Raw genomic sequence first — 17,299 nt, forward strand, 5'->3', positions numbered from 1 at the left:
TTGCGCAAGATCATCAAGACCCGCGGCAGCTTCCCCAATGACGAGGCGGCGATGAAGCTGCTCTACCTGGCCCTGCAGAACGCCGGCGTCCATTGGCGCAGGCCCATTGAGTGGACGGCCGCCATGGGCCAGTTTGCCGTCCTGTTCGGCGACCGCTTTGCGCTCTCAGCTAGCTGAGAGCGCAATCATTGATCCACGGCCGAGCTTACACAGGAAATCGGACACTCCCGTTCATCGACGAGACCTGGATCAAGACCAACATGGCGCCCCTGCGTGGGTGGGGGCCGCGCGGCCGGCGTCTAAGGGCCTATGCGCCCCATGGCCACTGGAAGACCCTGACCTTCATCGCCGCGCTCAGGCACGACAGGATCGACGCCCCCTTCGTCCTTGACGGCCCGATCAATGGCGAGGCCTTCCTGCTCTACGTCGAGAAGATCCTGGCCCCCGTACTCCAGCCCGGCGACGTGGTGATCATGGACAACCTCGGCAGCCACAAGGGAAAGGCGGCTCGCGCCGCCATCCGCGCCAGGGACGCTCACCTCATCTTCCTGCCGCCCTATAGTCCCGACCTCAATCCGATCGAGCAGGTCTTCGCCAAGCTCAAGCACCTGATGCGCCAGGCCCAGCCCAGGGAGATCGAGGCCACCTGGCGCAAAGCCGGCCAGCTCCTCGACCTCTTCAGCCCCCAGGAGTGCGCGAACTACCTCGCCAACGCTGGGTACGGTTCCGTGTAATGGAGTCCCGCTCTAGACCATTCGCCGCCGAAGTGGAGGCCGGTTCGGCGCAGCGAATGGTCTAACTTCAAGAACTTATGAGCGTTCGGCGGTTCATTCGAACCGCCGAACGCTCTAGATCACGTCCTCCAGCCCGCGCGCGCCGTTGCGGACCGCGCCGGTGGCGTTGACCTGGCGCAGCAGGGCGCCGGTGAAGTTGGCGCGGCTGACGTCGGCGTGGGCGATGACCGCCTGGCGCAGGTCGGCGTTGGAGAAGTCGGCGCCCTTCAGGTTCGCCTCGGTCATGTCGCACGGCATCACGCGATCGCCGCCCAGCAGCAGCGGCCCCATCTGGGCCTCGCGCAGGTCGGCGCCGGCGAGCTTGGCGCCGACCAGCTTGGCCCCGCGCAGGTCGGCGCGGCGCAGGTTGCAGTTGCGCAGGTCGGCGCCTTCCAGGTGCGCGCCCTGCAGCTGCACGCCCTCCATGTCGAGCGCATAGAGGGTCGCGCCCTTGGCCGAGAGCGCCGTCAGGTTGAAGCCGCCGATGCTCTTCAGCGTGCGCAGGTCCGCGCCATCGAAGACCGAGGGGCGGCCCTCCGCCCCGCCGGTCTCGCACCAGCGGGCGTGGTCCTGGATCATCTGCTGATAGGGCATGGCCGAGGCCGGGACGCCGGCCGGCGCGTCGGTCAGCACGCCGCGCATGTTGGCGTCGGAGACGTTCCAGCCGAAGGTCTTGGCCCCGACCAGCACCACGTCCTCGAGGTCGGCGCCGGCCAGCTCGCAGCCCGAGAGGTCGGCTCCGGAGAGATTGGCGCCCCTCATGTTGGCCTGCTTGAGGTTCGCCCGCACCAGCTTGGCGTCCTTCAGGATCGCGTCGCTGAAGTCGGACTTCACCGCCACCAGTCCGCCCAGCCGCGAGCGCTCGAGATTGGCGCCGGCCAGGATCGCGCCCTGCGCCTGGCCGGGCCGCACGCCGATCTCCATGCGCTTGAAGCCTTCGCGGCGGTCGGCGGTGGCCATGGTGCCTTCGCGCAGGTCGGCCTCGAACAGGTCCGCGCCGGTCAGGTTGGCGTTGCGCAGGCAGGCGCCGCGCAGGTCGGCCCTGCGCAGCGAGGCCTCGTAGAGGTCGGCGCACTGCAGGTCGGCGCCGAACAGGTTGGCGTGGTCGAGGCGTGCGCCGCGCATCTGGCAGTCGAACAGGATCGCCCCCGTCAGGTCGGCGTCGCAGAGGTTCTTGCCGCGCAGGTCGAGGCCGGACAGATCCGTCCAGGCCAACGCCGCGCGCGCCCCGCCCGGCTTGGAACTCCACAAACGGTCGTGCTTGGCGCACACCGTATTGAGCTCCGCCTGGGTGAGCTTTCGATAGGGCTGGGACTGGGTCGTGACGGCGGACATTTCGCCCGACAAGGTAAACCGAGCCGGTTAACGTCAGCTTGCCTTCACGACGCCGGCCGATAGTCCATGTAGAGCGCCGCCTGTGCTTCCTCGGCGAGGAGGCCGGTCTCGTGTCGCACGCCGGCCGAGGCCAGCCGCCCCGCGCCCTGCCCGGCCGCGAATTTCGAAGGGTCGGCGCAGGCGACGACGACGCGCGCCACCCCCGCGCGTACGAGCAGATCCGAGCACGAGGCCCCGCCCGACGAGCGTGCGCCGCAGGGCTCCAGGGTGACGTAGGCCGTCGCGCCCGCGGCCCCGTCCGCCTGGGCCAGGGCCTGTTCCTCCGCGTGCGGACGACCGCCCTCGGCGGTCGCCGCCTCGGCGATGACCGCGCCGTCCTTCACCAGCACGCAGCCGACCGACGGGTTCTCCCCGGTCCGGCCGACGTTCGGCGCCGCCAGCGCGATCGCCCGGCGCATGAAGGCTTCGTCGTCGGCGGCGGTCATCCCCCCCTCTTCCGTGTCATCCTGGAAAGCCGCGAAGCGGTTTGTCCGGGATCCATACGCGCGGCGCAGCCCAGGTGAGCACGGCGGCGATGAGTCTATGGGTCCCGGTCTTCGCTACGCGAAACCGGGATGACACTCAAAGGATCAAAGCTCCGGCAGCTTCGTCGCCCGGTCGGCGTCGAGATAGCGGGCCGCCTTCGGCCGCAGGTCGCCGTCCAGCTCGATCAGCAGCGGATTGCCGGTCGGCACCTCGACGTCGATGATCGCCGCGTCCGAGAGGCCGAACAGCAGCTTGACGATGGCCCGCAGCGAGTTGCCATGGGCGGCGACCAGCACCGTCTCGCCGGCCTGCAGGCAGGGCGCGATCTCGCCTTCCCAGTAGGGCTGCACGCGCTCGAGCGTGGTCTTCAGGCTCTCGGTGTCGGGCAGCACCGCCCCGGCGTAGCGGCGGTCCTTCGAGAAGTCGAACTCGCCGCCCGGGGCCAGCGGCGGCGGGGGCGTATCGTAGGAGCGGCGCCAGACCTTCACCTGGTCGGCCCCGTGCTTGGCGGCGGTCTCGGTCTTGTTGAGCCCGGTCAGGCCGCCGTAGTGGCGCTCGTTCAGCCGCCAGTCCTTGACCTCGGGCACAAAGGCCTGACCGGCCGCCGCCAGCGCCAGCCAGGAGGTGCGGATCGCCCGCGTCAGCACCGAGGTGAAGCAGCGGTCGATCTCGATCTTCGCCTGCGCGATCAGCTCGCCGCCCTTCCTCGCCTGGGCCTCCCCCTCCGCCGTCAGGTCGACGTCCACCCAGCCGGTGAACCTGTCCTCGAGGTTCCACTGGCTTTGGCCATGGCGCAGCAAGATGAGCGTCGGCAAGGGCGTGACCTTTCGGATAGGTGAGTTGGGTGAGCCGCTAGGGCCTGAGGCGGGGCTGCGTCAAGCCTCCGAACGCCCTCCCTCCCCATTAAGAGAGGGACGGGCTATACACCTCCTCCAATGCTCGACCGTCTCTTCATGCCCGCGCTCGCCCTCGCCGCCGCGGCCGCCATCGCGCTTTCGCTGGTCTGGCCTCAGGGCCTTGGGGCCCGCTCGCCTGGGCCCTTCGGCAGCACGCCTGTGCAGCAGACGCCGGCGATGCAGGCGGCGATGAAACGCGAGAACGACGCCGCCGTGCAGCGGATGAGCGGCGCGCGGTCCACCGTCCGCAGCCTGCAGAGCCAGGCGATCGCGCCCGGACAATGAGCGGCTTTGACGCGATCGCCGTCGGCCGCCGCGTGCTGGCCGCCGAGGCCGAGGCCCTGGGGACCCAGGCTCAGGCGCTGGACGAAAGCTTCGGCCGCGCCGTCGACATGCTGGCCGCCGCCAAGGGGCGGATCATCTGCACCGGCATGGGCAAGTCCGGCCACGTGGCGCGCAAGATCGCCGCGACCTTCGCCTCGACCGGCGCCTCGGCCTTCTTCGTCCACCCGGCCGAGGCCAGCCACGGCGACCTCGGCATGATCACCGGCGACGACGTGATCCTTGGCCTCTCCAAGTCCGGCGAGGCGCGCGAGCTGGCCGACGTGCTGGCCTACGCCAAGCGCTTCACCATCCCGCTGATCGGCATCACCGCCGAGCCCACGAGCGCGCTGGCCCGCGCCGCCGACGTGGTGCTCCAGCTTGCCGAGGCGCGCGAGGCGACCGCGGCGGTCAACGCGCCGACCACCTCGACCACCCTGCAGATCGCGCTTGGCGACGCCCTGGCGGTGGCGCTGCTCGAGCGGCGCGGCTTCAAGCCGGAGGACTTCCACCTGTTCCACCCCGGCGGCAAGCTGGGCGCCATGCTGCGCACCGTGCGCGACCTGATGCATGGCGCCGAGGAGCTGCCGCTGGTGGGCCAGGCCACGCCGATGCGCCAGGCGCTGCTGGTGATGACCGAGAAGCGCTGGGGGATCGTCGGCGTGGTCGACGCCGAGGGACGGCTGGCGGGCGCGATCACCGACGGCGACCTGCGCCGCCACATCGACGGGCTTTTGGACCACGCCGCCAGCGAGGTGATGACGCCGGGGCCGAAGAAGACCGTGCCCCCCGACATGCTGGCCTCCGAAGCCCTGTCGCGGATGAGCGACCCGGCGCCGGCGGTCACCGTTCTGTTCGTCGTCGACGACGGCCGGCCGGTGGGCATCCTGCACGTGCACGACATCCTGCGCGCAGGCGTGATGTGAGTCCTATCACCGATCCTCGCGGGTTTAGGGTGGCAAGGATGAGGCAATTCAGCTTCTGAGAACGAAGCTCGACTATTGGCGTTATGACCTTGGGGTTCACCGCTCTCTAAAAACCGTCACGAAAAGTCGTCACGCAAGCCCGTATTCCTCGGAGTTCCGATGCTGCCTGCACCTCGCGCCGACCTGAAGCCCAACACCTTCGATTACGAGATCCAGCCGCTGGTGAAGGCGACGGGGTTTCGCGAGTACGACGCCCGTTGGCTGTTCGGGCCGGAGATCAACCTCCTGGGCGTCCAGGCGCTGGGCCTGGGCCTGGGGACCTACATCCACGAGCTGGGCCAGAGCCGCATCGTCGTCGGCCACGACTTCCGCTCCTATTCGCTGTCGATCAAACAGGCCCTGACCATCGGCCTCGTGGCCGCCGGCTGCGAGGTGCTGGACATCGGCCTGGCCGTCTCGCCGATGGCCTATTTCGCCCAGTTCGACCTCGACGCGCCCTGCGTGGCCATGGTCACCGCCAGCCACAACGAGAACGGCTGGACCGGGGTGAAGATGGGCGCCCAGAAGCCGCTGACCTTCGGCCCCGACGAGATGGGCCGGCTGAAGCAGATCGTGCTGGGCGGCGCCTGGAAGCAGCGCCCCGGCGGCTCGCTCGCCCAGATCGGCGGCGTGGCCGAGCGCTACGTCGCCGACGCCGCGTCGCGCGCCAGGCTGACCCGGCCGCTGAAGGTCGTCACCGCCTGCGGCAACGGCACCGCCGGGGCGTTCGCGGTGGGGGCGCTGAAGGCCATGGGCGTGGCCGAGCTGATCGAGATGGACTGCGAGCTCGACTACACCTTCCCGAAATACAATCCGAACCCGGAAGACCACGTCATGTTGAAGGCGATGGCCGAGGCGGTGAAGGCGCACGGCGCGGACCTGTGCCTGGGCTTCGACGGCGACGGCGACCGCTGCGGGGTGGTCGACGACGAGGGCGAGGAGATCTTCGCCGACAAGATCGGCCTGATGCTGGCGCGGGACCTGTCGGCCCTGCACCGGAACTCAACCTTCATCGTCGACGTGAAGTCGACCGGCCTCTTCGCCACCGACGAGGTGCTGCGCGCGAACGGCGCCAAGACCGTCTACTGGAAGACCGGCCACTCCTACATCAAGCGCAAGACCGCCGAGCTGGGCGCCCTGGCCGGCTTCGAGAAGAGCGGCCACTTCTTCTTCAACCAGCCGCTCGGCCGCGGCTACGACGACGGCCTGGTGGCGGCGGCGGCGATCCTTTCCATGCTCGACCGCAACCCGGGCAAGAAGCTCTCGGACCTGAAGAAGGCCCTGCCGGTCGCCTACACCTCGCTGACCATGAGCCCGCACTGCGCCGACGAGGTGAAGTACAAGGTGGTCGAGGAAGTGTCCCAGGAGTACGCGAGGCTGCGCGACGCCGGCGGCTCGATCCTGGGACGGAAGATCGTCGACCTGATCACCGTGAACGGCGTGCGCGTGGCGCTGGCGGACGGCTCCTGGGTGCTGGTGCGCGCCTCCTCCAACAAGCCGGAGATCGTCGTGGTCGTGGAAAGCACGCAGTCGGACGCCGACATGCGCGCCCTGTTCCGCGAAGAGGTGAAGCCGCGCCTGACCGCCCATCCCGAAGTGGGCGCGTACAACCAGGAGATCTGAGCCTTTTGAGCTGCGCCGATTGGACGCCGATGTCCGAATGGCGGCTTTCGTTACTTTCTCTCAAGTCGCCGGGCCCAAAGTCTGGCGACACGATTGGCGGCATGCTGAAAGCACCGCCGGACGATCTCTGTCGGGGACCTGGATAGATGCACGTTGCGATGATCGGCACCGGGTACGTGGGCCTGGTGAGCGGCGCCTGTTTCGCCGACTTCGGCCACGTCGTGACCTGCATCGACAAGGACGCGGGCAAGATCGAGCGGCTGCAGGCCGGCGGCATCCCGATCTATGAGCCGGGTCTCGACAAGCTGGTGGCCGACAACGTCAAAGCCGGCCGGCTGTTCTTCACCACCGACGCTGCCGAGGCGGTGCGCAAGGCCGACGCGGTGTTCATCGCCGTCGGCACCCCTTCGCGGCGCGGCGACGGCCACGCCGACCTCACCTACGTCTACGCCGCCGCCGAAGAGATCGCCGGCCTGATCGACGGCTTCACCGTGGTGGTCACCAAGTCGACCGTGCCGGTGGGCACCGGCGACGAAATCGAGGCGATCATGAAGCGTGTGCGGCCCGAGGCCGACGTCGCCGTGGTCTCCAACCCCGAGTTCCTGCGCGAGGGCGCGGCGATCGAGGACTTCAAGCGCCCTGACCGCGTCGTGGTCGGCACCGAGAACGCGCGCGCCCAGGCCGTGATGCGCGAACTCTACCGGCCGCTCTATCTCAATGAGACGCCGATCCAGTTCACCGGCCGGCGCACCTCGGAGCTGATCAAGTATGCGGCCAACGCCTTCCTGGCGATGAAGATCACCTTCATCAACGAGATCGCCGACCTCTGCGAGGGCGTCGGCGCCGACGTGCAGCAGGTCGCCCGCGGCATCGGCCTGGACAAGCGGATCGGCAGCAAGTTCCTGCACGCCGGCCCGGGCTACGGCGGCTCCTGCTTCCCGAAGGACACCCTGGCCCTGGTGCGCACCGCCCGCGACTACGGCGCGCCGGTCAAGCTGATCGAGACCACCGTCGAGGTGAACGACACGCGCAAGAAGGCCATGGCCCAGAAGGTCATCAGGGCGGTCGACGGCGAGAGCCTCAAGGGCAAGACCATCGGCGTCCTCGGCCTGACCTTCAAGCCGAACACCGACGACATGCGCGACGCCCCCAGCCTCGACATCGTGCCCGCCTTGCAGGCCGCCGGCGCCCAGGTCCAGGCCTTCGACCCCGAGGGCCACGAGGCGCGCCAGATGCTGCCCGGCGTGGCCTTCAAGGACGATCCCTACGCCGTCGCCGAAGGCGCCGATGCGCTGGTGATCATCACCGAGTGGGACCAGTTCCGCGCGCTCGACCTCGACCGCATCAAGCGGCTGATGACGAAGCCGGTGCTGGTCGACCTGCGCAATATCTACAAGCCCGCGGACATGCGCGAACGCGGCTTCGCCTATACGAGCGTCGGGCGGATGTGAGGACCAACCTTTGCCATCATCCCGGAATCCGCGCGGCGGATTTCCGGGATCCATAGAACAGACTTGTGGTTTAGGGCCGCTCTGCGGCTCAAGCCGAGCTCAGTAGCCCAGCGAGCTCACGCGGATGAGGAATTGGGCGATCCAGAGGGCGCCGGCCCAGAAGGCAAGGCTGAGCAGGATGACGAAGCCCAGGCACGCCATCGACCGCGCGCCCCTTTGCCCTGCCCCTGCAAGCGCGAAATTGCGCCCCATAAGACCTCCCAAGCACTTTTCGCCGGCCTCTTGAGCGGGCCGGATCATTACAACTATGTCATAACCGTTCATCTTTGGATAGGGTTGCGTCCAGCCATCTCTTAACCGCGAAGCTTTGCCGCGGGCCCTCCCGCTGCTCACCGCTTCCGGAACGGTTGCGGCGGCGGCGGGCCCGCGCCGGCGCGGGCGCCTTCGGTCCTGTGCCGGTAGGTGATCCGGCCGCGGTCCATGTCGTAGGGGGTCATCTCCACCGTCACCCGGTCCCCGACCATGGAGCGGATGCGGTTCTTCTTCATCTTGCCGGCGGTATAGGCCAGGATCTCGTGGTCGTTCTCCAGGCGGACCCGGAAGCGGCCCTCGGGCAGCAGCTCGACGATCTGGCCTTCGAACTCGACGAGGTCTTCCTTCGCCACGGGGCGTTCCTTTCCCGCCAAAAAAGCGGAATGCGGACCTGCCGGGCCCGTTCCGCGCGCGGCCGGCCCCTGACGGCGGAACTCAGCTCGCCGCGGCCGGGCGCGGCCGGTCTTCCTGCGCGCCGACCGTGCGGGCGACCACCTCCAGCAGACGGTCGGGCGTGATCGGCTTGGACAGGTGCCCATCGGCCCCCGCCTCCGTGGAGGCGACGACGTGATCGGGCATGGCGTTGGCGGTCAGGACGACGATCGGGGTCCGCCGGCCGCCGCGTTCGGCCTCGCGGGCGCGGATCTCGCGGATGGCGGTGAGCCCGTCCATGACCGGCATCTGCATGTCCATCAGAACGAGGTCGAAGCCGCCCGCCAGGAAGGCGGCCACGGCCTGGGCGCCGTCCTCTACGCAGGTCAGCTCGACGCCGGCCGCCTCCAGGATCAGCTCCACCACCTTGCGGTTGGTCGGGTGATCCTCGGCGACGAGCACCCGAAGGCCGCCGGCTCGGGGTTCCGGAACCGCCGCCGGGCCGTCCCAGGCCTTGACCGGGCCGGAACAGCGCCGCAGCGTCAGATGCAGGCTGAAGACCGATCCGACGCCCGGCTGCGAGGCGGCTTCGAGGTCTCCGCCCATGGCGCGGGCCAGCGACCGGGAGATGGCGAGGCCAAGGCCGCTGCCGCCGAACCTGCGGGTGATGGAGCCGTCACCCTGCTCGAACCTGGCGAACAGCCGGTCGGCGGTTTCCCGGTCGAAGCCTATGCCGGTGTCGCGGACCCGTAAGGTCAACTCGCAGGTCGTCTCCCCGCGCAGCGCCGCAACCTCGAGCGCGATGTGGCCGGCGCTGGTGAACTTGACCGCATTGCCGAGAAGGTTGGACAGGACCTGGCGCAGGCGCGCCGCGTCGCCCGAGTAGGCGCCCTTCGCCGCCTCGTCGATCGAGACGTTGAGGTCCAGGCCCTTGGCCTGCGCCGCGGCGTCGAACAGCGCCGCGCAGGCCATGACCGAGGTCTCGAGATCGAACGGCTCGTCGGCGATCTCCACCGCCCCGGACTCGACCCGGGCCAGGTCGAGGATGTCGCTGAGCAGGGCTTCCAGCGTCTTCGCCGAATTGGAGACCAGCTCGACCATTTCCCGCTGCTTTGCCGACAGCTCCGTCCGCGCCAGGGCGCCGGAGATGCCGAGCACGCCGTTCAGCGGCGTGCGCAGCTCGTGGCTCATGTTCGCCAGGAACTCCGACTTCGCCAGCGAGGCCGCACTGGCGGCGTCGCGGGCGTCCTGCAGCTGAACGGTCCGGCGCCGCTCCCAGATGATCAGCGCCAGCGACAAGGCGGTCAGGGCGAGCAGCAGCACGCTCAGCGGCAGGATCGAGTGGCGCAACAAGTCCTCGCCGGGAAGCTCCGGCGCCCAGTCGGCGCGGGCGACGAGCTTGCCGGCGGCGTCGCGGATCGGCAGCGACGCCCGGAGCGGGTCCGGACGCGCATCCTTCGGCGTCAGCCGGACGTCCCGAAGCAGGTAGGCCTTGCCGAACTCGGTCAGGAACGGGGTGTCGATCGCTTCGCCGACCACCACGATCGGCGCACGCGAGCTCGGCAAGGCGTGGCCGAAGTCCGGCTGCACGAGCGCCGCAAGGATGATGTGCGGGACGCCGCTTACGAACGCCACGGTCACCGCGTCGACCGGGTCGGAGATCAGCGTCCTGGACGGGAGCCCACGGGTCTGCCGGTGCAGACCGGCCTCGCGAGCCCTGATCGAGGCGATCAGCGGGGCGATCTCGGGTTGGATCGCGCGCCAGGTCGCCATGGGTTCGGCGCCGGGGGCGCGGCCGAGAAGCAGCCGTCCGTCGCTAGCCACGACGTAGATGACCTTGTAGCCGTGGGTCTCCCGAAAGAACGCCACCATGTTCGCTTCGGCCCAGACGGGGTCGAAACTCAGGTCGAGATGGCTGACGGCGTCGTCCCAGACGGTCTCGGTCACGACCGCCTTGCGGACTTCCTGCTTTCGCAGCTCGAAGCCGTTGTCGGCGAGCCGCTCCTCATGGGCGATCGAGATCTGGTCGGTTCGGTCTGCCGCCGCGTGGATGATCCACAGGACAAGCCCCGCGGCCGCGATCAGGCAACCGATCGTGACGGAGCAGGTCCTGACGACCCGTAACTTCCGAGCGATTTCTATCGCAGACCGAACCCAAATGCGCATGCAGTAATCTGAGCGCACACGCCCATAACCCGGCGTTAATCGCGACCTTCTTCTTTTTGCAATTATCCGGCGACGATTAGATTTCGCGCCAGCAGGTCGCCATTACACTTCGCCGCAGGAAGGAATCCCTTGAGCGCGCCTATGCGGCTACCTGTTTGACGACGCCGGCGATCTCCTTGACCACCTGGTTGACGAGCTTCTCGTCGTCGCCCTCGGCCATGATGCGGATCAGGGGCTCGGTGCCCGACGCGCGCACCACGATGCGGCCCGTGCCGTTGAGGCGCTGCTCGGCGTCGGCGATCACCTTCTTCACCTTGTCGCTTTCAAGCGGCTTGCCGGAGCCGAAGCGGACGTTCTCCAGGATCTGCGGCGCCGGCTCGAACTGCCGGGCCAGCGCGCTCATCGGCTTGTCGGCCTCCTTCAGCACCGCCAGCACCTGCAGCGCGGCCAGCAGGCCGTCGCCGGTGGTCGCGTAGTCGCGCAGGATGATATGGCCGGACTGCTCGCCGCCGAGGTTGAACTCGCCGTTCCGCATCCGCTCCATGACGTAGCGGTCGCCGACCTGGGTGCGTTCCAGCTTCAGGCCGCGGGCGGCCAGGAAGCGCTCCAGGCCGAGGTTGGACATCACCGTGGCCACGACGCCGCCGCCAGTCAGCCGATCGTGCGCCGCCCAGTGGGAAGCGATCAGCGCCATGATCTGGTCGCCGTCGACGACCTGGCCCTTCTCGTCGCAGATCACCACCCGGTCGGCGTCGCCGTCGAGGGCGATGCCGATGTCGGCGCGGTATTCCTTCACCAGCCGCTGCATGGCGCTGGGATGGGTCGAGCCGCACTCCTCGTTGATGTTGAAGCCGTCCGGGGCCACGCCCACGCGGATCACCTCGGCGCCCAGCTCATAAAGCGCCTCGGGCGCCACCTTGTAGGCCGCGCCGTTGGCGCAATCGATCACCACCCGCATGCCCGACAGGCTCAACCGGCGCGGGAAGGTCGCCTTGGCGATCTCGACGTAGCGCGCCTGGCAATCGTCGATCCGCTGCACCCGGCCGAGCTCGGTCGGTGCAGCGAGGCCCTCTTGCAGACCCTGTCCCATCAGGGCCTCGATCTCCAGCTCGCGCTCGTCGGACAGCTTGTAGCCGTCCGGCCCGAACAGCTTGATGCCGTTGTCGGAGAAGGCGTTGTGCGAGGCCGAGATCATCACGCCGAGGTCGGCGCGCAAGCTGCGGGTCATCATCGCCACGCCCGGCGTCGGCAGGGGGCCGAACAGGCGGACGTCCATGCCCACGCTGGTGAAGCCGGCGACCAGCGCCGGCTCGATCATGTAGCCGGAGAGCCGGGTGTCCTTGCCGATCACCACCAGATGGCGGCGGTCGTCCTTGGACATGAACAGCTTGCCCGCCGCCAGCCCGACCCGCAGGGCGACCTCGGCGGTCATGGGATGGCGGTTCGCCTCGCCGCGAATGCCGTCAGTGCCGAAAAAGGCGCGCTTGCTCATCGGATGATCTCGCGGGTGGTCTTGAAGGACGATCTCGGAAACGATGCGAAACTCAGATTTAGTTCACGTCCCCTTAGCCAGTGATAAAGGCCAGGCGGGGGAGCGTGAACGCTCTGCGTGATCTATCATAAAGGATGGCATAGCCCATGTGCGGCATCATCGGCATCGTCGGGACCAAGCCCGTCGCGGCGCGCCTCGTCGAAAGCCTGCAGCGGCTCGAGTACCGCGGCTACGATTCCGCAGGGGTCGCCGCCCAGGTGGGCGGCAAGCTGGAGCGCCGGCGCGCGCCCGGCAAGCTGCGCGCGCTCGAGGCCGTGCTGGCCGAGCACCCCCTGAACGCCGAGACGGGGATCGGCCACACCCGCTGGGCGACGCACGGCGGGCCCACGGAGCGCAACGCCCACCCGCACATCGCCGGCCGCGTGGCGGTGGTGCACAACGGCATCATCGAGAACTTCGCCGAGTTGAAGGCCGAGCTGCAGGCCAAGGGCCGGGTCTTCTCCAGCGACACCGACACCGAGGTGGTCGCCCACCTGCTCGACGAGACGCTGAACGACGGGCTCGAGCCCCTGGCCGCCTTCAAGAAGACGCTGGACCGGCTGCGGGGCGCCTATGCGCTCGCGGTGCTGGTCGGCGGCGAGCACGAGGTGATCCTGGGCGCCCGCAACGGCCCGCCGCTGGCGGTGGGCTATGGCGAGGGCGAGATGTTCGTCGGCTCCGACGGCCTGGCGCTCGGTCCCTTCACCAACCGCGTGGCCTACCTCGACGACGGCGACTACGCGGTGATCGACCACCACGGCGCGAAGATCTTCGACCATGCCGGCCTGCCGGCGGACCGCCCGATCAAGACCCTGCCGGCCTCGGCCGCGGTGATGGAGAAGGGCAACTACCGCCACTTCATGGAGAAGGAGATCCACGACCAGCCGGAGGGCTGCCAGCGGACCATCGCGGCCTATGTCGACCCCCTCACCGACCGGACGAGCGTCCCCGGCGAGATCGACTTCGCCGCCCTGGCCCGGGTGCAGATCGTCGCCTGCGGCACCTCCTACATCGCCGGCCTGATGGGCAAGTACCTGATCGAGCGGCTGGCGGACCTGCCGGTCGACGTCGAGATCGCCTCGGAGTTCCGCTACCGCGAGCCGGCGCTGAGCAAGGACTCGCTGGTCGTCGCCATGTCCCAATCCGGCGAGACCGCCGACACCCTGGCTGCGCTGCGCTACTGCCAGGCCAAGGGCATGGCGAGCGCGGCCATCGTCAACACGGTGGAGTCGACCATCGGCCGCGAGGTCGACGTGATCTGGCCGATCCACTGCGGCCCTGAGATCGGGGTCGCCTCGACCAAGGCCTTCACCGCTCAGGTCTGCGTGCTGACCGCGCTGGCCATCGCCGCCGCCCGCGCCCGCGGCAAGATCGACGAGGCCGAAGAGAAGCGGATGGTGAAGGTGCTCCTGGAAGCCCCGCGCCTGATCGCCGAGTCCATCCAACTGGAGGACGCGGTCCACAGCATCGCCGCCGAGGTCGCCAAGGCCCGCGACGTCCTCTACCTCGGCCGCGGCCCGATGTACCCGCTGTCGCTGGAAGGGGCGCTGAAGCTGAAGGAGATCAGCTACATCCACGCCGAGGGCTACGCCGCGGGCGAGCTGAAGCACGGCCCGATCGCGCTGGTCGACGAGCACACCCCGATCGTCATCCTGGCCCCGTTCGACAGCTATTTCGAGAAGTCGGCTTCGAACATGAGCGAGGTGATGGCCCGCGGCGGCCAGGTGGTGTTCATCACCGACCCCGACGGCGAACGGCATGCGCCGAAGGGCGCGCGGGTGGTGGTGACCACCCCGCACTGCGACCCGCTGGTGGCTCCGCTGGTGATGGCCGCGCCGATCCAGCTGCTGGCCTACCACGTGGCGGTGCAGAAGGGGGCGGACGTCGACCAGCCGCGCAACCTGGCGAAGTCGGTCACGGTGGAATAGGTGGTCGGCGTCGGATCCGCCTCAACTCCGGGCGGCTCCGACGCCGTCAATAAGAAAAAAGGCCGGCCTCGCGGCCGGCCTTTTCCTTGTGCGCCGCGGCCGCCCGCCGGGCGGCCGCGCGCGAAGGGTCGCTTACTGAGCGTTGCCGGCGGCGGGCGCGTTGCCAGCCATGGCGGCGGTGTTGCCGGCCGCGGCGTTGCCGGCCATAGCGTTGCCGGTCTCGGTGGTGGTGGTCGTGGTGTTGGTGGTCTCCGCCGGCGCGGTGGCGGCGGTGTCGGCGGCGTTGCCGGCGTTGGCTTCTGCAGCCTTCTTCTGGCAGGCGGACAGGCTGGCGGCGAGAGTGACGGCGACGGCGACCGAGGTCAGGACACGCAGTTTCATGGGCTAGGCTCTCCCTGGAGGACAATCCCCCGACGCGCGACTCTTACACGTCTTCGTGTGATCCCGGAATCGTGATCGTGCTTTCGAAGCGCATTTTTCTCTCAACCTGCAGCTGTTCGCCGGCTATTTGCGGCAGCGCCATTTTCCGGGCGCCTTCACGGGATCGTAATCGCCCGATGGGCGTTTGGGCTCGACTGAATACTGAGGCTTCGGGGCGTCGGAGGGCTTATGACGAAACGTGTGCGTAAAGCCGTGCTGCCGGTTGCAGGACTGGGAACACGGGTGCTTCCGGGCGCGAAGACGACGCCCAAGAACATGCTGAACGTCGTCGACCGGCCGATCCTGTCCTACATCGTCGAGGAAGCGCGCGCCGCCGGCATCGAGCACTTCGTCTTCATCGTCGGCCGCGGCCAGGGCGCCATCGAGGACTATTTCGACTCCGCGCCCGAGATCGAGCAGACGCTGGAGGCCAAGGGCAAGACCGAGATCCTCGCCGACGTCCGCCGCGACCTGCCGCACCCCGGCCAGATGAGCTTCGTGCGCCAGATGGCCCCCCTGGGCCTGGGCCACGCGGTCTGGTGCGCCCGCGACGTGATCGGCGAGGAGCCGTTCGCCGTGATCCTGCCCGACATGCTGATGGCCGCCGAGCGCCCGGCTCTGGCCCAGGCGATCGACGCCTACGGCAAGGTCGGCGGCAACGTCGTCGTCGTCGAGCCGGCTCCCGAGGGCGAGACCCACAAATACGGCATCGTCGCGCTGGAAGGGCGCGACGGCCGGCTGAACCGCATGACCGGCATGGTCGAGAAGCCGCCGCTGGGGACCGAGCCGTCCAACCTCTTCATCTCCGGCCGCTACATCCTGCAGCCCGAGATCTTCGCCCTGCTGGAGAGCCTGCCGCGCGGCGCCGGCGGCGAGTTCCAGCTGACCGACGGCATGGCCCAGCTGATGGCCCGCCAGGACTTCCACGCCCTGGAGTACGAAGGGACCACCTACGACTGCGGCGACAAGATCGGCCTCCTGCGCGCCAACGTCGCCTTCGCCCTGCGCCGCCCCGACCTCGCCGCGGCGGCGCGCAAGGCGATCGAGGAGCTGCTGTAGAGGGCTGAAGATCCCCCCCTTTGGGGCAGTGCGATCGCAGATGCCGAAGCGCCCCCTCCGTCTCGCTTCGCGAGCCACCTCCCCCGCTTTCGCGGTGGAGGATCTGAGCGCCAAGATGCTCCACCGTGAAACGGGGGAGCTGTCGCGAAGCGACTGAGGGGGCGTTTAGGGCATATGCAATCGCCCTGCCCGCAGGGGGAGCACCTCTACTGTAGCGCTTCCGAAAACACTGTTCGTGAGTTAGCCCTTTGGAGTGAGGCCTGTTGCGGTTCGGGAGACACGATGCGCGTTCTCATCCTCGGCGGCGACGGCTTCTGCGGCTGGCCCACCGCGCTCCACCTCTCGGCCCAGGGCCATGAGGTGGCGATCGCGGACAACCAGTCTCGCCGGCGGATCGACGAAGAGCTGCAGGCCGGCTCGCTCACCCCGATCGCCGGGATCGAGACCCGGCTGGCCGCCTGGCGCGAGATCGGCGGCCGGGCGATCGACTTCCACGACCTCACCATCGGCAAGGACTATGACGGGCTGCTGGCGCTGCTGACGTCCTGGCGGCCGGACGCGATCGTCCATTTCGCCGAGCAGCGCGCCGCGCCCTATTCGATGAAGTCGGCGCAGCACAAGCGCTACACCATCGACAACAACCTCAACGCCACCAACGACGTGCTGGCGGCGATGGTCGAGAGCGGGCTCGACATCCACCTGGCGCACCTCGGCACCATGGGCGTCTACGGCTACGGCACCGCCGGGATGGCGATCCCGGAGGGCTACCTCACGGTCAAGGTCGAGACGCCGAGCGGCTGGGAGCCGCGGGAGATCCTCTATCCGGCCAATCCGGGCTCGATCTACCACCTGACCAAGACCCAGGACGCGCTGCTCTTCCAGTTCTACGCCAAGAACGACAAGCTGCGGATCACCGACCTGCACCAGGGCATCGTCTGGGGCGCCCAGACCCGCGAGACCCGGCTGGATCCGCGGCTGATCAACCGCTTCGACTACGACGGCGACTACGGCACGGTGCTGAACCGGTTCCTGATGCAGGCGGCGGTCGGCTATCCGCTGACGGTGCATGGACCCGGCGGCCAGACCCGGGCCTTCATCAACATCCAGGACACCGTCCGCTGCATCGAGCTGGCGCTGGCCAACCCGCCGACCCGCGGCGAGCGGGTCAAGGTGATGAACCAGATGACCGAGTGCTGGCGGGTCCGGGACCTGGCGCAGATGGTCGCGCGCCTGACGGGCGCCGAGGTCGCCCATCTGCCGAACCCGCGCCAGGAGGCGGACGAGAACGACCTGGCGGTGGAGAACCGTCGGCTGCTGGCCTACGGCCTGGCCCCGATCACGCTGGAGGACGGCCTGTTGCTGGAGATCGCCGAGACGGCCCGCGCCTACGCCGACCGCGCCGACCTTTCGAAGATCCCCTGCGTCTCCCACTGGAACGCCGAGCGCGCGGCCGCGGCGGGCCAATCAGGAGCCGCGGTCGCCGCGGAGTAGGCCTTGCGGTTGTTCGCGTTCGGTTACGGCTTCTCCGCCCAGGCGCTCGCCCGGCGCCTGCGCCCGAAGGGCTGGGAGGTCGCCGCCAGCTGCCGTCGCGCCGAGGACGCCGGGCGGCTCCGCGCCGAAGG

14 protein-coding genes and 2 pseudogenes are annotated in these 17,299 nt (G+C 68.9%); 9 read left to right on the forward strand and 7 right to left on the reverse strand.

Going from position 1 to position 17,299, the window contains the following annotated elements:
- Positions 1 to 177: pseudogene (locus VJS38_RS20300) on the forward strand (IS256 family transposase); the annotation flags it as partial.
- A 41-nt stretch (positions 178 to 218) separates the two neighbouring features.
- Positions 219 to 734, forward strand: a pseudogene (locus tag VJS38_RS20305) (IS630 family transposase); the annotation flags it as partial.
- 114 nt (positions 735 to 848) lie between these two features.
- Here the strand turns inward: VJS38_RS20305 and VJS38_RS20310 are convergent.
- The 3 genes from VJS38_RS20310 to gpmA form a co-directional block, all read right to left on the reverse strand.
- Positions 849 to 2,108, reverse strand: a complete 1,260-nt coding sequence (locus VJS38_RS20310) for a pentapeptide repeat-containing protein (protein ID WP_324089964.1) — start codon at positions 2,106 to 2,108, stop codon at positions 849 to 851.
- Positions 2,109 to 2,152: 44 nt separating this feature from the next.
- A complete protein-coding gene (locus VJS38_RS20315) occupies positions 2,153 to 2,593 on the reverse strand; it encodes a deaminase (RefSeq protein WP_324089965.1) in 441 nt (146 codons plus the stop codon).
- A gap of 144 nt (positions 2,594 to 2,737) precedes the next feature.
- Positions 2,738 to 3,448, reverse strand: coding sequence for a 2,3-diphosphoglycerate-dependent phosphoglycerate mutase (gene gpmA, locus VJS38_RS20320; protein WP_324089966.1), 711 nt, complete (start codon positions 3,446 to 3,448; stop codon positions 2,738 to 2,740).
- A 120-nt stretch (positions 3,449 to 3,568) separates the two neighbouring features.
- Between gpmA and VJS38_RS20325 the strand changes: the two genes are divergently transcribed.
- The 4 genes from VJS38_RS20325 to VJS38_RS20340 all read left to right on the forward strand — a co-directional run bounded on the left by VJS38_RS20325 (position 3,569) and on the right by VJS38_RS20340 (position 7,889).
- Positions 3,569 to 3,814 (forward strand): hypothetical protein, encoded by a 246-nt coding sequence (locus VJS38_RS20325; RefSeq protein ID WP_324089967.1) that lies wholly within the window; start codon positions 3,569 to 3,571, stop codon positions 3,812 to 3,814.
- A complete protein-coding gene (locus VJS38_RS20330; RefSeq protein WP_324089968.1) occupies positions 3,811 to 4,776 on the forward strand; it encodes a KpsF/GutQ family sugar-phosphate isomerase in 966 nt (321 codons plus the stop codon). Before VJS38_RS20325 ends, VJS38_RS20330 begins: the two co-directional genes overlap by 4 nt.
- Positions 4,777 to 4,935: 159 nt before the next feature.
- Positions 4,936 to 6,438, forward strand: a complete 1,503-nt coding sequence (locus tag VJS38_RS20335) for a phosphomannomutase/phosphoglucomutase (protein ID WP_324089969.1) — start codon at positions 4,936 to 4,938, stop codon at positions 6,436 to 6,438.
- Between the two features lie 146 nt (positions 6,439 to 6,584).
- Positions 6,585 to 7,889, forward strand: coding sequence for a UDP-glucose/GDP-mannose dehydrogenase family protein (locus VJS38_RS20340; protein WP_324089970.1), 1,305 nt, complete (start codon positions 6,585 to 6,587; stop codon positions 7,887 to 7,889).
- Positions 7,890 to 8,278: 389 nt separating this feature from the next.
- On the opposite strand, the gene infA is transcribed toward VJS38_RS20340, so the two are convergent.
- From infA to glmM, 3 genes are all read right to left on the reverse strand, one after another.
- A complete protein-coding gene (gene infA / locus VJS38_RS20345) occupies positions 8,279 to 8,554 on the reverse strand; it encodes a translation initiation factor IF-1 (RefSeq protein ID WP_324089971.1) in 276 nt (91 codons plus the stop codon).
- 82 nt (positions 8,555 to 8,636) lie between these two features.
- Entirely contained in the window at positions 8,637 to 10,739 is a 2,103-nt protein-coding gene (locus VJS38_RS20350) for a hybrid sensor histidine kinase/response regulator (protein ID WP_324089972.1), read from the reverse strand.
- A gap of 139 nt (positions 10,740 to 10,878) precedes the next feature.
- Positions 10,879 to 12,231: a phosphoglucosamine mutase gene (glmM, locus tag VJS38_RS20355; RefSeq protein ID WP_324089973.1), complete on the reverse strand. Its 1,353-nt coding sequence runs from the start codon at positions 12,229 to 12,231 to the stop codon at positions 10,879 to 10,881.
- Between the two features lie 146 nt (positions 12,232 to 12,377).
- On the opposite strand from glmM, the gene glmS reads away from it, so the two are divergent.
- Complete coding sequence (gene glmS, locus VJS38_RS20360) at positions 12,378 to 14,198, forward strand: glutamine--fructose-6-phosphate transaminase (isomerizing) (RefSeq protein ID WP_324089974.1); 1,821 nt, start codon at positions 12,378 to 12,380, stop codon at positions 14,196 to 14,198.
- A 132-nt stretch (positions 14,199 to 14,330) separates the two neighbouring features.
- On the opposite strand, the gene VJS38_RS20365 is transcribed toward glmS, so the two are convergent.
- A complete protein-coding gene (locus VJS38_RS20365; RefSeq protein ID WP_324089975.1) occupies positions 14,331 to 14,579 on the reverse strand; it encodes a hypothetical protein in 249 nt (82 codons plus the stop codon).
- A gap of 228 nt (positions 14,580 to 14,807) precedes the next feature.
- Between VJS38_RS20365 and VJS38_RS20370 the strand changes: the two genes are divergently transcribed.
- Entirely contained in the window at positions 14,808 to 15,677 is an 870-nt protein-coding gene (locus VJS38_RS20370; RefSeq protein ID WP_324089976.1) for a UTP--glucose-1-phosphate uridylyltransferase, read from the forward strand.
- Positions 15,678 to 15,959: 282 nt separating this feature from the next.
- The gene (locus VJS38_RS20375; protein WP_324089977.1) at positions 15,960 to 17,168 is read left to right on the forward strand and encodes an NAD-dependent epimerase/dehydratase family protein; all 1,209 of its coding nucleotides are present in this window, start codon (positions 15,960 to 15,962) and stop codon (positions 17,166 to 17,168) included.
- Positions 17,169 to 17,299 lie beyond the last annotated feature (131 nt).

This window comes from Phenylobacterium sp. (genome assembly GCF_035276905.1).
Lineage (GTDB): Bacteria > Pseudomonadota > Alphaproteobacteria > Caulobacterales > Caulobacteraceae > Phenylobacterium.

Excerpts from the sequence above, each read along its gene's own strand:
- VJS38_RS20310 (WP_324089964.1), bottom strand. The coding sequence starts at position 2,108 with ATGTCCGCCGTCACGACCCAGTCCCAGCCCTATCGAAAGCTCACCCAG.
- VJS38_RS20315 (WP_324089965.1), bottom strand. The coding sequence starts at position 2,593 with ATGACCGCCGCCGACGACGAAGCCTTCATGCGCCGGGCGATCGCGCTG.
- VJS38_RS20325 (WP_324089967.1), top strand. The coding sequence starts at position 3,569 with ATGCTCGACCGTCTCTTCATGCCCGCGCTCGCCCTCGCCGCCGCGGCC.
- VJS38_RS20330 (WP_324089968.1), top strand. The coding sequence starts at position 3,811 with ATGAGCGGCTTTGACGCGATCGCCGTCGGCCGCCGCGTGCTGGCCGCC.
- VJS38_RS20335 (WP_324089969.1), top strand. The coding sequence starts at position 4,936 with ATGCTGCCTGCACCTCGCGCCGACCTGAAGCCCAACACCTTCGATTAC.
- VJS38_RS20340 (WP_324089970.1), top strand. The coding sequence starts at position 6,585 with ATGCACGTTGCGATGATCGGCACCGGGTACGTGGGCCTGGTGAGCGGC.
- VJS38_RS20350 (WP_324089972.1), bottom strand. The coding sequence starts at position 10,739 with ATGCGCATTTGGGTTCGGTCTGCGATAGAAATCGCTCGGAAGTTACGG.
- glmM (WP_324089973.1), bottom strand. The coding sequence starts at position 12,231 with ATGAGCAAGCGCGCCTTTTTCGGCACTGACGGCATTCGCGGCGAGGCG.
- glmS (WP_324089974.1), top strand. The coding sequence starts at position 12,378 with ATGTGCGGCATCATCGGCATCGTCGGGACCAAGCCCGTCGCGGCGCGC.
- VJS38_RS20365 (WP_324089975.1), bottom strand. The coding sequence starts at position 14,579 with ATGAAACTGCGTGTCCTGACCTCGGTCGCCGTCGCCGTCACTCTCGCC.
- VJS38_RS20370 (WP_324089976.1), top strand. The coding sequence starts at position 14,808 with ATGACGAAACGTGTGCGTAAAGCCGTGCTGCCGGTTGCAGGACTGGGA.
- VJS38_RS20375 (WP_324089977.1), top strand. The coding sequence starts at position 15,960 with ATGCGCGTTCTCATCCTCGGCGGCGACGGCTTCTGCGGCTGGCCCACC.